A 13,829-nucleotide genomic window follows, 5' to 3' on the forward strand; every position below is an offset into this window, starting at 1 on the left:
TCTGGATGGTGAGATGACGATGGCCGAGATCGACCTGGACCGTCGCAAGCCCGCGGGCGCGCTGCAGACCGTCGACCGGGCGCTGCTCGTCCTGCTGGCCTTCGAGCGGACCCGGCCCGACTGGGGGGTGACCGAGGTGGCGGCCGAATTCGGCTGGGACACCTCCGTCGCCCAGCGCCTGCTGTCGACGCTGGCCGGCCGCGGCTTCCTGGTCTCCGACCCGGCGACCAGGCGCTACCGCATCGGCCCCGCCGTGCTGCGGCTGAGCCGGCAGTGGGAGCGCTCGGGCTCCCTCGAACTGCTGGCGGGGCCGGTGCTGGAAGAGCTGTGCCACACCACCGGTGACACCGTGCTCTTCTGCCTGCCGGACAGCTTCCATATGCGCTGTGTGGCGGCCGAGGAGGGCGAAGCGGGACCGTTGCGGTACTACCCGCTGGTCGGCGAGCTGTATCCGGCGCACGCGGGCGCCACCAGCAAGTCGTACTACGCGTTCCTGCCGGACGACCAGCGCCACCGGCTCTTCCGCGCCCGCCCGATGGCCCGCTTCACCGACCGCACCGTCACCGACGCCGACCTCCTGGAGGAGGAGTTCCGGCGCATCCGTGCCCAGGGATACGCCTGGACGGTCGGCGAATACGACAACGGGATCGCCACGCTCGCCGTCCCGGTGTTCCTCGGCCGGGAGCCGTACGGCAGTCTCAGCCTGGGCGGCGCCGAGCAGCGCTTCGCCGACGGCCCCGAGCCCCGCCTCGACAGTCTCAGAAAGGCCGCCCAGCTCCTGGAGAAGCGGCTCACCCACCCGCCCCAGCGCACCCGGCGCCCACGCGCCTGACCCCCTCCCCCCTCCCTCCGGAGAGAACCGAACCTCCCCCGGAACACTGCCCCTTCACTGAAAGAGCGCCACCGTGAATCTCCTGCTGCTGTCCAACTCCACCCAGTACGGACGCGGTTACCTGGAACACGCCCTGGACACCGTCACCGGCTTCCTGCCGCAGGGCGCCAGGCTCGCCTTCGTCCCCTATGCCCTGGCCGACCACGACACGTACACGGCACGGGTGCGCGGCGCGCTGGAACCGGCCGGGATCTCCGTGCGCGGTGTCCACGAGAACAGCGACCCGCTGGCCGAACTGGCCGCAGCGGACGCCGTGTTCATCGGCGGCGGGAACTCCTTCCGCCTGCTGAGCGCCCTGTACCGTACGGGTCTGCGCGAGGCGGTACGCGACGCCGTGCGCGGCGGGCTCCCCTATATGGGTGCCAGCGCGGGCACCAACATGGCCGCGCCCACGCTCCGTACCTCCAACGACATGCCCATCGTGCAGCCGCCGTCCTTCGACGCGCTCGGCCTTGTGCCCTTCCAGATCAACCCGCACTACCTCGACCCGGACCCGGGCAGCACGCACAAGGGCGAGACGCGCGCCGAGCGTCTGACGGAGTTCCTGGAGGAGAACGACGTGCCCGTGCTGGGGCTGCGCGAGGGCAGCTGGCTGCGGGTGGACGGAGCGGTGGCCACGCTCGCCGGGGAACGCCCCGGTGTCCTGTTCACCCGGGGTGCGCCCGCCCGGGAGCTGCCGGTGGACAGCGATGTCTCCGGGCTGCTCGGCACCGAGCCGCGGTTCGACTCACCGGCGGCGTGAGAGACACCACACGCTGAAGCGGCGGCGGGGCTCGGCACCGGCCGCCCGGCCGCAGACCGCGCCCCGCCGCCCCCGGTACCACCCGCCGTTCAGCCGGAAGTCACCCGCTGCCCATGATTTGGCTCCCCCCAGGGCACCGTCTACAGTCCTGTAGATACATGTCAGACCGTGGATGCCGCACGTCTCCCGCGGAGCGGGCAGCCCCGACCGAGCTGAGAGTTCCCGCCTGATGACTGCTGTCTCCCCGATGCCGCTGGCCTTCAACGGCTCTCACATCGACGGTTCGCTGTTCACCACCGTCACGGACTTCGCACGTGACACCCGGTGGCTGAACGCGCCGCTGGAATCGTGGACCAACATCGGTCTGGGCGTGTTCGCGATCCTCATGATCGTCGGGTGGTGGCAGGCCCGGCGCCGCGACAGCGCGTCGATGGCTCTCGCCCTGGCCGTGCCGGTGAGCGTCGTGGTCGCCTTCGCCGCGGCCGAGGTGGTCAAGAAGCTCGTGTCGGAGGTGCGGCCCTGCCGCTCGATGCCGCACGCGTTCATCGTCGAGACCTGCCCGGCCCCGTCCGACTTCGCTTTCCCCAGCGGTCACACCACGACGGCAGCGGCGACCGTCGCCGCCCTCTACCTGCTGAACCGGAAGCTGTGCGCCATCGCCGCCCTTTTCGCGCTCTTCGAGGGCTTCACCCGCGTCTACGTCGGCGCGCACTACCCCCACGACGTCCTCGGCTCGGCCCTCCTCGCCCTGCCCATCGCATTCCTGACCAGCCTGGCCCTGCGCCGCCTGGCCACCCCGCTGGTCGAGCGGCTGCGTACCGGAGTCCTGGCTCCCGTCCTGACGGCGGGACCGGCCGGCGCCCACGCGGCCGGCTGACACACCGGCCCACTGGCACACCGCCCGGCGACCGTCCGCGTGCGGCGCCCTCAGCCCCAGAACGCCTGGGCCAGTGAGGCGCCCGCGAACGCCGCGCCCAGCCCCGCCACCACGCTCGCCGTGACGTTCACCGCGGCGAAGAAGCGGGCCCCGTCCTGCGCCAGGCGCAGCGTCTCGTACGAGAACGTCGAGTACGTCGACAACGCCCCGCAGAGCCCCGTCCCGATCAGCAGCTGCACCTGGGACGACGCGGCCCCGGCGGCAACCGCGCCGGTGACAAGGCCCAGGACCAGGCAGGCGGAGACGTTGACGGCGAAGGTCCCCCAGGGGAAGACGGTGTCGTGCGACGCCTGGACCCTGCGGTCGGCGAGATAGCGCAGCGGGGCGCCGACGGCCGCCCCCACGATCACGAGCAGCCAGTTCAACGTTCCTCCTCGCAGCTGGTTCGGCAGGCGCTCGCACCGGCGCCCGCGCTCCCCTGGGTGCCGGCGTCCGCACGGATGTCCGCGGTCACGGGCCCGGTCATGAGCGCCTCCCTGCGACGAAGCGGCGGGTCAGGGACGCCGTGGCCCAGACGGCCGCCAGCGCCGAGAGCAGCGTGAGCGCCAGATACGCGAGCGCGGTGCGGGCGTGTCCGCCGTTGACGAGCCCCTGGATGTCCACGGTGTACGTGGAGAAGGTGGTGAAGCCGCCCAGGACCCCGGTGCCGAAGAAGGGGCGTACGAGCCGGTGGACCGACCGGGCCTCGGCGATGAGTACCATGAACACCCCGATGACCGCGCAGCCCGCGGTGTTGACCACCAACGTCGTCCAGGGAAAGGCCCCGCCGGCCGTGGGCCACAGGAGCCCGGCGCCGTACCGTGAGGACGCCCCGGCGATGCCGCCGAGTGACACCGCCGTCACGACAGGCCACTGCGCGATCGGCTGCCCAGCGGCCGGTCCACGCTGCACGGGGACGGGGAGGCCCGCGTCGGGGCCGGAACTGACGGGGTCGTCCTTCATCGGGACGGGGGCCTCTGCCACGTGGTTCTCCTACTCGGCGGTCACCGCGCGCACCGGGGCGCGCACCATCGCAAGTAGGGACCGTTGGCGGCACGATCGCCGCAGTTCGGGTACGGCGGGCCCCACCGCCGCGCGTGAGGCCACCGGCCCCTCGCTCCTCCGGATCATACCGTGCGGCCCCTGGCCCGCTCCAGGCGCCGGCGGCCCGTGGTGGCGGCCCCCGTGGTGCGGAACACCGTGTCGGCTGCAAGCCTCGGACACCACGACCCTCGATCGTTCCGAGGCCGTGAGCACGCGTCGGATCCGGGACCATGAGCACCGCACCACGAGCGCGACGGCAGGGAGGAGACCCGGTGGGCACGATCACCGACTGGCTGTCCGGGCTGTCGGGCGCCGCTGTCTACGCCGTCGTCGCCGGTCTGGTTTTCTGCGAGGACGCGCTGTTCTTCGGCTTCGTCATCCCCGGCGAGAGCGCTGCCGTGATCGGAGGCGTACTCGCCGCACGGCACCAGGTGTCCATCTACTGGCTCGCCCTCATCGTGGTGGCAGCGGCCGTCGCCGGAGACTCCGTCGGATATGAGATCGGCCGCAGATTCGGGCCGCGGCTGCTGGCGGCGCGGTCGCTGCGCCGCCACCGGAACAGCATCGAGTCCGCCCGGGACCTGATCCGCCGCAGGGGGCCGGTGGCCGTCTTCCTGGGCCGGTTCGTGGCGTTCTTCCGGGCTGTCATGCCGGCGCTCGCCGGTGCATCGGGCATGCCCTACCGCACCTTCCTCCTCTTCAACGCGCTGGGCGGCCTCGTCTGGGGTGTCGGCTTCACCTTGATCGGTTACGCCGCGGGCAACGCGTACAGCAGCATCGAGCACTTCGTCGGCCGGGGCGCCGCCCTGGTGTTCGTGGCGCTGGTCGTCGTCGTGCTGGTGGTCAGGCACGTCCGGCGGCGCCGCAGGGACAGCGAGAACGGCGATGCCGCCGCCGGCGACGAGCACGTCGGCGGTGGCACGTCCGGGGAGCCGGAGGACGGCGGCGCCGACAGCGACGGCACCGCGCGCCACGACGACTGAGCACCCGGGGCCGGCGTCCTACGGCGCCGGGGGAACGCGCAGCGCCAGTACCGCGATGTCGTCGAAGTGGCCGTCCGTGAGCCGTACCAGCAGTTCGTCGCAGAAGGTCTGGAGCGGCTCGCCGGCCAGGCTCGCCGTGTGCTGCCGCAGCCTGGTGAATCCCCGGTCGATGTCCTCGCCGGGGCGTTCGATGAGCCCGTCCGTGTACAGCAGCAGGGTGGAGCCCGGTTCCAGTACGGCCAGCGCGTCCTCCCGCTCGATGGCGGGATCCACTCCGAGGACCGGGGCCAGCCCCTCCTCCAGCAGTCTGCTGCTGCCCGTGGGGCTGGTCAGCACGGGGGGCGGGTGCCCGGCGTTGGTCCAGTGCACGAACCACGGCCCGGTCGGGGGCGTGTAGACGCGTGCGATGGCGCCCGTGACCAGTTCGGTGTTGCTCAGCCCCTGCATGACATTGTCCAGACGGCGCATCACCCCTGCGGGCGAGTCTCCGCTGTCGTACGCGAGTGACCGCAGCATGTTGCGCAGCTGCCCCATTCCCACGGCGGCGGTGAGATCGTGTCCGACGACGTCACCGATGGCCAGCATGGTCGAGCCGTCGCAGAGCCTGAAGGCGTCGAACCAGTCACCACCGACTTCAGCCCCCTCCCGGGCCGGCACATACCGGGCCGCGAGTTCCAGGTGCTCGATTCCCGACAGATCGGGCAGAAGCGAGAGCTGCAACTGCTCAGCCGTACGCAGCTGGATCGCGTACAGCCGGGCGTTCTCGACGGCGAGCCCGGCCCGGTGCCCCAGGTCGGCCACGAGGGAGATCTCCTCCTCCCCGAACGGCTCGGTGGAGCCGGTACGGACGAGGCTGAGGGCGCCGAACACCTCCCGGCGCACCTGGAGCGGCATGATCAGCACCGTCCTGGCTTCGAGGGCACGGTAGAGCTCCAGCTGCGCGGACTGGAGGGAGCCGGCCGCCGCGTGCGCTCCGAAGTCCGTCACCGTCACCGGTCCGGCTCCGCGCAGCACCCGGGCCAGCGGTGCGGAGAACTCGTCGGACCAGGGCAGGCTCTCCGGCGCCGGTGGCAGCTCCCGTGCCGGGTCGCGGTGCACGGCGGCCAGCCGCCGCACCCCGCCGTCCTCGACCAGATCCACCACACACGCGTCGGCCACCTGAGGGACGATCAGCCGTGCCAGCCGGTTGAGCGCCTCGTCCGCGTCGAGAACACTCGACAGGGCGGTACTGGCATCAGCGAGCAGCCGCAGGCGGGCGGTCGCCCGCTCCAGATCCTGTCTGACCGCCGCGAGCCGGTCCTCCGCGTCGTCTGTGGCCACACCGCAAGTCTGCACGAGACGCACCGCACCACCACCTGGACGGCACCGGACCGCCTCCGGCTGCCCGTACCCGGTCACCCGCCGCGGTACGCGGACGGCGTCCGACACCCCCGGTGCGCGCCGTCACCAGCTGATCGTCGGGTTGGAGTTCGCGTCCCACTGGTTGAGGATGCCGTCCCAGTCGTGCATCTGACCGGTGGTGAAATCGGCGAGCGGGGGCTGCGGGTCCCAGGGGTTCTGCTGGTGGACCGGCTGGTGCTGGGCGGGGTGGTACCACTGCTGGGACGGTGCGGCGGCAGCCGCCTCGGCACCGGAGCGGCGGTGGCGCCCGGAGCGGTCGGCGGGAGGCTGCGGGGCGTACGCGAGACGGCCCTGGGTCTCCAGAAAGCGCGCCCTGGCGACCAGGTGGGCCAGATCGAGACCGAGCTCGTTCGCCAGTACGGAGAGATCGACCCCGGTACTCCAGGCACCGACCAGCACGGCGTCCACGGCTGGCGACGCGACGGGCTCATGGAGCGGCTCCTCGGGAACGGGAGCGGCTCCGGGGACCTGCGCGGGGCGCGGCCCCGGGATGGTCGTGTGGAATGGCTGAGCGACGTCCGGTTCCGGCTGCAGCTGAACGCTGTCCGCGCAGTCCATCGGAGACGGCTCGGGGAGCTGCTCGGCCGTGTGCTCCGCCAGAAGCGCCTGTGCCACCGCCCGGGCGTCGTCCTTGCCCACAGTGCGCCGGGCGAGGCGCACTTCACGCTCGGGGAGCCCCAGCAGCCCCGCGACGGTCCCGTCGCTCCCCAGCGTCACCGCGAACGCGGCAAGCGTCCGCGTACGCACCGCGTGCCCTTCGTCCAGCGCGCCCTGCGCACGGCGCACCTCTTCGTCATTCGCGCAGAACGCCTGTGCCAGGACGGCATGACGCTCCCACAGCTCCCTGGGATCCATGCCCGCACCAACGCCGCATTGCCCGTTTTGAAGCGACTTCACAATGAATTGCACCGCAAAAGGTGAAATCACAGTTTATCGTTCTGTCGCGTTCGGAGTTACCCCGGCGGGCGGCGGTCGTTACCCCCGTCATGAACGCACGCGCGCCCGCTACCACCACGGCCAGAGGCTCAGGGGTCTTCATTCCGCCCCCCGCACAGGCCCAGCGGGTACCCCCGCCGCAGCTGATGGCGCCCCAAGTCCCTCCCCCGCCACCGGGCAGGCATTCGAGGGCGCACGCATTCGGGCGATTGGAGGCACGGACTCCGCTGTACTCCGAGCTGGCCGCCCAGTGGACGGCACGCGGCGCCACGGTGCCGGGTGTGCCCGACCCCGAGTGGCAGCGCCTGGTCTCCTACGAAGCCCTCCTCGTCGAAGTCGAGTCCGTCCTCAGGGACCTGCGCCCGCACCGGGCGGAGACACGGCTCCTGTCCGGCCGGACGGCAGCCGGTACCTGACGGGAGCGCACAGCTGCCCGCCGGCGCTGTTCCGGGCCCTCCTCAAGGAGAGCCCGGAACAGGGTTACGAGGGACTGACTACGGCGTACCGATCACTCAGCGGCGCAGCTCAGAGCCGGTCGAGGATCTTGTGCATCTTGTCGACCTCAGCCTGCTGGTTCTTCACCACGGCAACGGCGAGCTTCTTGGCCGCGGGGTTGCGGCCGTTCTTCTGCTCGTCCTCGGCCATGGTGATCGCGCCCTTGTGGTGCCCGATCATCATCTCGGTGAACCTCTTGTCGAAGTCCTTGCCCTTGGCGGCCTTGAGTCCGGTCATGTCCTTGCCGGACATCATGCCGGGCATGGACGCGCCGCTGCCGTGGCTCATGCCCGGCATGCTGTGGTCCATGGACGGGGAAGCGGACTTGCCCCATGACGCCAGCCAGCCCTGCATCGTGCTGATCTCTGGGCCCTGAGCCTTCTCGATGTCCGCGGCCAGGGTCTTGATCTCCTGGTCGGAGGCCCGGCCGTCGGCCAGTTTCGCCATGGACACGGCCTGCTGGTGGTGCGGGATCATCATCTGCGCGAACGTCACGTCCGCTTGGTCGAAGTCCCCCGACGCGGAGGCGGAGGCGGAGTGGCTGCTTCCGTGGTGCGTTGCGGGCGCGGACGTGTGCTTGTCGCCGGAGCCGCAGGCCGCGAGCCCGAGAGCGAGAACGGCGACGACACCGGTGGCCACGACGGCGCGACGGTGCACGGAGGGGTACGGGAGAACAGACATGTCAGGTCTTTCCGGATGGGCGCGCCCCATGGCGCGCGGGTGAGCGGGAACCCGTGCCGGACGTCCTGGCCGTTTCGGCCGGGTCCGGCGCGGTCCTGTCACGCCCGCGCGACACACACCTGCAGCAGCAGACTTCGCCCGCTTCTCGGCGACCCTCTTCGCCCGGTCCGGCCCGGGGGCAGCGGCCGGCCACGCGACGGCCGGAAGGCCAGGAGCGCGAGGACGGCGAGACCACCGAGGCCGGCCGGCCCGAACAGGGTGCGATCACGTGCCGGGGTCGACACACAGACCGCCCCGTGCGCTCCCGGCACGGTCCCGGCCCGGAACGCGGGCCCGGGATGAGCGGTGACCGGGTGGCCGGCTGCGGACGCCGGCACGGAATCACCGTGGGCGTGGGGCATCGTCACGGCGTCCGCCCCGCGGGGCATCGAAGCGTTCATCCCGCCGGGCATCGCGGTGTCCGTACCGCCGGACATCGCAGCGTTCATGGAGAGGGAGGGGAGGGAGCCGTGACAACCGCCGGCCGCGGAGGCTGGAGCGCCATGCATGAGGAACAGGCCGAACAGCACCGCGCACACCGCGGCCAGTCGGGCCGTGGCCCGTCCGCGTGCCGCTCCGCTGCTCACCCGCGTCCCCGTCCTGTGCCCTGTGCCCGTGCGTCTTCCGGCATTCCGGCTGCCGCCCGGCCCGACGATACCCCGGCCTGGTATCCCGCACCCGGCCGGGTCCCGCCACCGGGTGCCCGGCGAGCGATGCGGCGGCCGTCCTTCCGGGCCCCTCGGACCGCGTGCCGGCGCGGCCGGTAACGACACTGGTAACCGACATCGATGCAGCCTTTGCACCAATGGCCCGTACTGAGGTTCACTGCCCGTCTCCGACCGCACAGGGGGCAGCACCGTGAGCAGCCACGATCACGACCATCCGAGCTCGGGTGACCATGGGCACAGCCACGGCGTGGCCCAGGACGCGGACCGCCGCTGGCTGGGCGCGGCCCTCACCCTGATCCTCGCCTTCATGGCCGGGGAAGTCGTCGTCGGGCTGGCATCGCACTCACTGGCCCTGCTCTCCGACGCGGCCCACATGCTCACCGACGCCGCATCCATCGTCCTGGCGCTGGTCGCGATGCGGCTGGCCGCGCGTCCCGCCAGGGGCGGCTACACCTTCGGCCTCAAACGCGCCGAGATCCTCTCCGCCCAGGCCAACGGCATCACCCTGCTCGTACTCGCCGCGTGGCTGGCCTACGAAGCCGTGCGACGCCTGATCGACCCTCCCCCGGTCAGCGGCGGACCGGTCCTGGTCACCGCGCTCGTCGGGGTCGCCATCAACCTCCTGGCCGCCTGGTGCATCTCCAGGGCCAACCGCACCAGTCTCAATGTCGAGGGCGCCTACCAGCACATCCTCACCGACCTGTACGGCTTCATCGCCACCGCCGTCGCCGGTGCGGTCGTGCTGACCACCGGGTTCGCCAGGGCCGACGCGATCGCCACCCTGGTCGTGGTTGTGCTCATGCTCCGCGCCGGTATCGGCCTCGCCCGGGCCTCGGGCCGTATCTTCCTCGAAGCCGCACCCGCGGGCACCGACCCCGATGCGCTCGGCGACCAACTCGCGGCCCAGGAAGGCGTCGTGGAGGTCCACGATCTGCATGTCTGGCAGATCAGCTCCGAGCAGACCGCCCTGTCCGCGCATGTGCTGGTCATCCCCGCCGGCGACTGCCACGCCGTGCGCAGGGACCTCGAACGCCTCCTCGCGGACCAGTGGGCGATCACCCACACCACCCTCCAGGTCGACCACGCCCACACGGCCGCAGCCGGGCAGGGCCTCACCATCGGCTCCGCCCCTCCGCCCGCCGGCGCGCACTGCGAGGACGCTCACGGCCCCACACACCACGCGGGTCCGCACGACCACTGATCCCCCGGAGGCAACGCCGGGGGCGCAACGCTCAGCAGGATGGGCCGACAAGCGAGGGAATACCCCCCTTGGGTATGGTGTTCCCACTGTCGGGAAGACAGGAAAACCCTGTTCCGCCCGACTGCTCCACACACAGCGATCATAAGGACGATGCGATGACCTCCCAGGCAGACTCCCGCTCCGGCGCCGCAGCCGACGTCATGGGCAGCCCCGTCACCACCACGTACCAGGTGTCGGGCATGACCTGCGGCCACTGCGAAGGAGCGGTGTCCGAGGAGATCTCGGCGATCGACGGTGTCACCTCGGTCAAGGCGGTCGCCTCCACCGGCCAGGTCACGGTCATCTCCTCCGCGGCACTGGATGACGGAGCCGTCCGCGCAGCGGTCGACGAGGCGGGCTACGAGCTCGCCGGCCGTCTCTGACGTTCCCTCCCGCCCGGGGCCGCTCCGCCCCGGGCCGCGGATCCCACGCCGGTACGCACCGCCCCGCTCATACGGAAGCCGTACGTACCGGCCTCCCCCAGGAGACACGCAATGACCAGTACGGCTTACGAGGAAGCGGTGGCCCCGGCCACCGAGGTCGAGCTCTCCATCGGCGGAATGACCTGTGCGTCGTGTGCGGCACGCGTCGAGAAGAAGCTCAACCGGCTGGACGGGGTCACCGCCACGGTCAACTTCGCAACGGAGAAGGCGAAGGTCTCGTACGGCGGGGCAACGGACGTCGCGGACCTCATCGCCACCGTCGAGAGAACCGGCTACACCGCCGTGCGGCCCGCGCCGCCGGCCACCGCGGACCGCGGCGCGGAATCCGGGCCCCCGGCCGCCGACGGTGAACCGGTCTCGCTCAAGCAGCGGCTGCTCGTCTCCCTGACTCTCTCCGTACCCGTCGTCCTGATGGCGATGGTGCCGGTCCTGCAGTTCGACAACTGGCAGTGGCTCTCCCTCACGCTTGCCGCGCCCGTCGTGGTCTGGGGCGCGCTGCCGTTCCACCGGGCCGCCTGGACCAACGCCCGGCACGGCGCCGCCACCATGGACACCCTCGTGTCCATCGGCACTCTCGCCGCGCTCGGCTGGTCGCTGTGGGCCTTGTTCTTCGGCACAGCCGGGATGACGGGTATGCGGCACGGGTTCGAGTTCACCGTGTCGCGCGCGGACGGCTCGTCCTCCATCTATCTGGAGGCCGCTGCCGGGGTGACCACCTTCATTCTCGCGGGCCGCTATCTGGAGGCGAGGTCCAAGCGGAAGGCCGGCGCCGCGCTGCGCGCGCTGCTCGAACTGGGCGCCAAGGACGTGACCGTGCTCCGGGACGGCCGCGAGTCCCGTATCCCCGTCTCCGGGCTCGTGGTCGGCGACCGCTTCGTCGTACGCCCCGGGGAGAAGATCGCCGCCGACGGCACCGTGACCGAAGGTGCGTCGGCCGTCGACGCGTCGACACTGACCGGCGAGTCGGTACCGGTCGATGTGAAGGCGGGCGACGCCGTCACCGGGGCCACCGTGAACGTCTCGGGACGGCTGGTCGTCCGGACCACCCGGGTCGGTGCGGACACCCAGCTGGCCCGGATGGCGCGGCTGGTCGAGGAGGCACAGAACGGCAAGGCAGAGGTGCAGCGCCTCGCCGACCGGATCTCCGGCGTCTTCGTGCCCGTCGTCCTGGTCATCGCACTGGGCACACTGCTGACCTGGCTGCTGACGACCGGGGACGCGACAGCCGCGTTCACCGCAGCCGTCGCCGTGCTGATCATCGCCTGCCCGTGCGCCCTGGGCCTGGCCACACCGACCGCGCTGATGGTCGGTACGGGGCGCGGCGCACAGCTGGGCATCCTGATCAAGGGCCCCGAGGTACTGGAGTCCACCCGCCGGGTCGACACCGTCGTGCTCGACAAGACCGGCACCGTCACGACCGGCCGGATGGCCCTCCAGGACGTCTTCACCGCGCCGGGTGTGGCGGAGAAGGAACTGCTGCGGCTGGCCGGCGCCCTGGAGCACGCGTCCGAGCACCCGATCGCCCAGGCCGTCGCGGCGGGCGCCGAAGGAGTGGCCGGGCCTCTCCCCGTAGCCGAGACGTTCGAGAACGTCGCCGGTCTCGGCGTACAGGGCGTCGTCGAGGGTCACGCGGTGCTCGTCGGCCGGGAGGAACTGCTGGCCGAGTGGGCCATCGAACTGCCGCCCGAACTGGGGCACGCGAAGGCCGCGGCGGAGGCGGAGGGCCGTACAGCGGTCGTCGTGGCCTGGAACGGCGAGGCCCGGGGCGTCCTCACCGTCGCCGACGCCATCAAGGAGACCAGCGCCGAAGCGGTCGGCCTGCTGCGCGCGCTCGGCCTCACCCCCGTACTGCTGACCGGCGACAACAAGGCGGTGGCCGAGTCGGTGGGCCGGGCCGTGGGCATCGACGAGATCATCGCCGAGGTACTGCCACAGGACAAGGTGGACGTCATCAAGCGCCTGCAGGGCGAAGGCCGTTCGGTCGCGATGGTCGGCGACGGTGTGAACGACGCGGCCGCCCTGGCCACGGCGGATCTGGGCCTGGCGATGGGCACCGGTACGGACGCAGCCATCGAGGCCGGGGACCTGACGCTGGTACGCGGCGACCTGCGCGTCGCGGCGGACGCGATCCGGCTCTCCCGCAGGACCCTCGGCACCATCAGGGGAAACCTGTTCTGGGCCTTCGGTTACAACGTGGCGGCGCTGCCGCTGGCCGCCGCCGGGCTGCTGAACCCGATGATCGCCGGGGCCGCGATGGCCTTCTCCTCCGTCTTCGTGGTCACCAACAGCCTCCGGCTGCGCTCCTTCAGGTAACCCCGGCCGCACGGCGGCCTCTCCCGGAGCCGGGCGTCGGCGCCCGGCGCTAGGGGACCGGCTCACCGTGTCGGACAGCTGATCCGGCTTCCCACTGTCCGGTTGCCCCCTCGTCAGGCAAGCTGTCCATGCCGCTGATATGTCCCAGCTCACCAAGGAGCCGTCATGTCCGAGACCTTCCACCTTGATCCGGCGAAGACCGCACTTGTCCTGATCGAGTACCAGAACGACTTCACCAGCGAGGGCGGGGCACTCAACGGCGCCGTGGCCGGAGTGATGGAGAAGACCGGAATGCTCGCGAACACCGTGGCCCTGGCCGGAGCCGCGCGCGCCGCGGGCGTCACCATCATGCACGCGCCCATCACCTTCGCCCCCGGCTACGGCGAACTGTCCCGGCACCCGTACGGCATCCTCAAGGGGGTCGTGGAGGGCTCGGCCTTCGTCAAGGGCACCTGGGGCGCGGCAATCGTGGACGACCTCGCCCCGGCCGAAGGTGACATCGTGATCGAGGGCAAGCGCGGCCTCGACACCTTCGCGAGCACGAACCTCGACTTCATCCTGCGGAACAAGGGAATCGACACGATCGTCCTCGGAGGCTTCCTCACCAACTGCTGCGTCGAGTCAACGATGCGCACCGGGTACGAGAACGGCTTCCGGGTCATCACGCTGCCCGACTGCGTTGCCGCCACTTCCCAGGAGGAGCACGAGAACGCGATCACCTACGACTACCCCATGTTCTCCATGCCCATGACGTCGGCCGAAGTCATCGCCGGCCTCTGACGGTACGCAGCGGGGGGCGGAGCGCGCGGAGGCGCTGGATCAGCCGGAGCCGGGACAGCGCGTCCGCGGTGTACCTGCGGTGGCCGCCTCGGCTGCGTCCGCTCTCGGGCAGCAGCCCGATGTCGGAGTAGTAGCGGATGGTCTTCACCGGCAGCCCGGTGCGCGCGGCCGGCTCGCCGATGCCCACCGTGTTCTCTCCATGTATGCCGTGCCTCACAGCTGGCTGAACCTCCACCACGCAGGAGCCGTTGGCGTC

Annotated in this window: 14 protein-coding genes and 1 pseudogene; 9 read left to right on the forward strand and 6 right to left on the reverse strand. The window is 71.3% G+C overall.

Going from position 1 to position 13,829, the window contains the following annotated elements:
• Nucleotides 1-19 precede the first annotated feature (19 nt).
• From OHB13_RS01955 to OHB13_RS01965, 3 genes are all read left to right on the forward strand, one after another.
• Nucleotides 20-832, forward strand: a complete 813-nt coding sequence (locus tag OHB13_RS01955; RefSeq protein WP_266859917.1) for an IclR family transcriptional regulator — start codon at nucleotides 20-22, stop codon at nucleotides 830-832.
• Nucleotides 833-905: 73 nt separating this feature from the next.
• The gene (gene pepE, locus OHB13_RS01960) at nucleotides 906-1,634 is read left to right on the forward strand and encodes a dipeptidase PepE (RefSeq protein ID WP_266859916.1); all 729 of its coding nucleotides are present in this window, start codon (nucleotides 906-908) and stop codon (nucleotides 1,632-1,634) included.
• A 229-nt stretch (nucleotides 1,635-1,863) separates the two neighbouring features.
• Nucleotides 1,864-2,511 carry a phosphatase PAP2 family protein gene (locus tag OHB13_RS01965; RefSeq protein ID WP_266859914.1) on the forward strand — a complete coding sequence of 216 codons (648 nt, stop codon included), beginning with the start codon at nucleotides 1,864-1,866 and terminating at the stop codon, nucleotides 2,509-2,511.
• Nucleotides 2,512-2,561: 50 nt separating this feature from the next.
• On the opposite strand, the gene crcB is transcribed toward OHB13_RS01965, so the two are convergent.
• Nucleotides 2,562-2,936 carry a fluoride efflux transporter CrcB gene (gene crcB / locus OHB13_RS01970; protein ID WP_328375102.1) on the reverse strand — a complete coding sequence of 125 codons (375 nt, stop codon included), beginning with the start codon at nucleotides 2,934-2,936 and terminating at the stop codon, nucleotides 2,562-2,564.
• Between the two features lie 97 nt (nucleotides 2,937-3,033).
• Nucleotides 3,034-3,513, reverse strand: coding sequence for a fluoride efflux transporter FluC (locus OHB13_RS01975; RefSeq protein WP_328380196.1), 480 nt, complete (start codon nucleotides 3,511-3,513; stop codon nucleotides 3,034-3,036).
• A 353-nt stretch (nucleotides 3,514-3,866) separates the two neighbouring features.
• Between OHB13_RS01975 and OHB13_RS01980 the strand changes: the two genes are divergently transcribed.
• A complete protein-coding gene (locus OHB13_RS01980) occupies nucleotides 3,867-4,577 on the forward strand; it encodes a DedA family protein (RefSeq protein WP_328375103.1) in 711 nt (236 codons plus the stop codon).
• 18 nt (nucleotides 4,578-4,595) lie between these two features.
• On the opposite strand, the gene OHB13_RS01985 is transcribed toward OHB13_RS01980, so the two are convergent.
• Both OHB13_RS01985 and OHB13_RS01990 read right to left on the reverse strand, forming a co-directional pair.
• On the reverse strand, nucleotides 4,596-5,897 hold the full coding sequence (locus OHB13_RS01985) for a PP2C family protein-serine/threonine phosphatase (RefSeq protein WP_328375105.1): 1,302 nt from the start codon (nucleotides 5,895-5,897) through the stop codon (nucleotides 4,596-4,598).
• 123 nt (nucleotides 5,898-6,020) lie between these two features.
• The gene (locus OHB13_RS01990) at nucleotides 6,021-6,833 is read right to left on the reverse strand and encodes a hypothetical protein (protein WP_266859906.1); all 813 of its coding nucleotides are present in this window, start codon (nucleotides 6,831-6,833) and stop codon (nucleotides 6,021-6,023) included.
• A 290-nt stretch (nucleotides 6,834-7,123) separates the two neighbouring features.
• Here OHB13_RS01990 and OHB13_RS01995 point away from each other — a divergent pair, with 290 nt between their 5' ends.
• Entirely contained in the window at nucleotides 7,124-7,330 is a 207-nt protein-coding gene (locus OHB13_RS01995; protein ID WP_328375107.1) for a hypothetical protein, read from the forward strand.
• 109 nt (nucleotides 7,331-7,439) lie between these two features.
• On the opposite strand, the gene OHB13_RS02000 is transcribed toward OHB13_RS01995, so the two are convergent.
• Nucleotides 7,440-8,090 carry a DUF305 domain-containing protein gene (locus tag OHB13_RS02000; RefSeq protein WP_328375108.1) on the reverse strand — a complete coding sequence of 217 codons (651 nt, stop codon included), beginning with the start codon at nucleotides 8,088-8,090 and terminating at the stop codon, nucleotides 7,440-7,442.
• Nucleotides 8,091-8,987: 897 nt separating this feature from the next.
• On the opposite strand from OHB13_RS02000, the gene OHB13_RS02005 reads away from it, so the two are divergent.
• The 4 genes from OHB13_RS02005 (at nucleotide 8,988) to OHB13_RS02020 (ending at nucleotide 13,573) form a co-directional block, all read left to right on the forward strand.
• Nucleotides 8,988-9,998: a cation diffusion facilitator family transporter gene (locus OHB13_RS02005; protein WP_266859901.1), complete on the forward strand. Its 1,011-nt coding sequence runs from the start codon at nucleotides 8,988-8,990 to the stop codon at nucleotides 9,996-9,998.
• A 155-nt stretch (nucleotides 9,999-10,153) separates the two neighbouring features.
• Nucleotides 10,154-10,420, forward strand: a complete 267-nt coding sequence (locus OHB13_RS02010) for a heavy-metal-associated domain-containing protein (protein ID WP_328375111.1) — start codon at nucleotides 10,154-10,156, stop codon at nucleotides 10,418-10,420.
• Between the two features lie 111 nt (nucleotides 10,421-10,531).
• Entirely contained in the window at nucleotides 10,532-12,793 is a 2,262-nt protein-coding gene (locus OHB13_RS02015; RefSeq protein WP_328375113.1) for a heavy metal translocating P-type ATPase, read from the forward strand.
• Between the two features lie 165 nt (nucleotides 12,794-12,958).
• Nucleotides 12,959-13,573: a cysteine hydrolase gene (locus tag OHB13_RS02020; protein WP_266859896.1), complete on the forward strand. Its 615-nt coding sequence runs from the start codon at nucleotides 12,959-12,961 to the stop codon at nucleotides 13,571-13,573.
• Here OHB13_RS02020 and OHB13_RS02025 read toward each other — a convergent pair.
• Nucleotides 13,572-13,790: pseudogene (locus OHB13_RS02025) on the reverse strand (MerR family transcriptional regulator); the annotation flags it as partial. The gene OHB13_RS02020 and the pseudogene OHB13_RS02025 sit on opposite strands and share 2 nt — an antisense overlap.
• Nucleotides 13,791-13,829: the final 39 nt, after the last annotated feature.

The organism is Streptomyces sp. NBC_00440 (assembly GCF_036014215.1).
Lineage (GTDB): Bacteria > Actinomycetota > Actinomycetes > Streptomycetales > Streptomycetaceae > Streptomyces.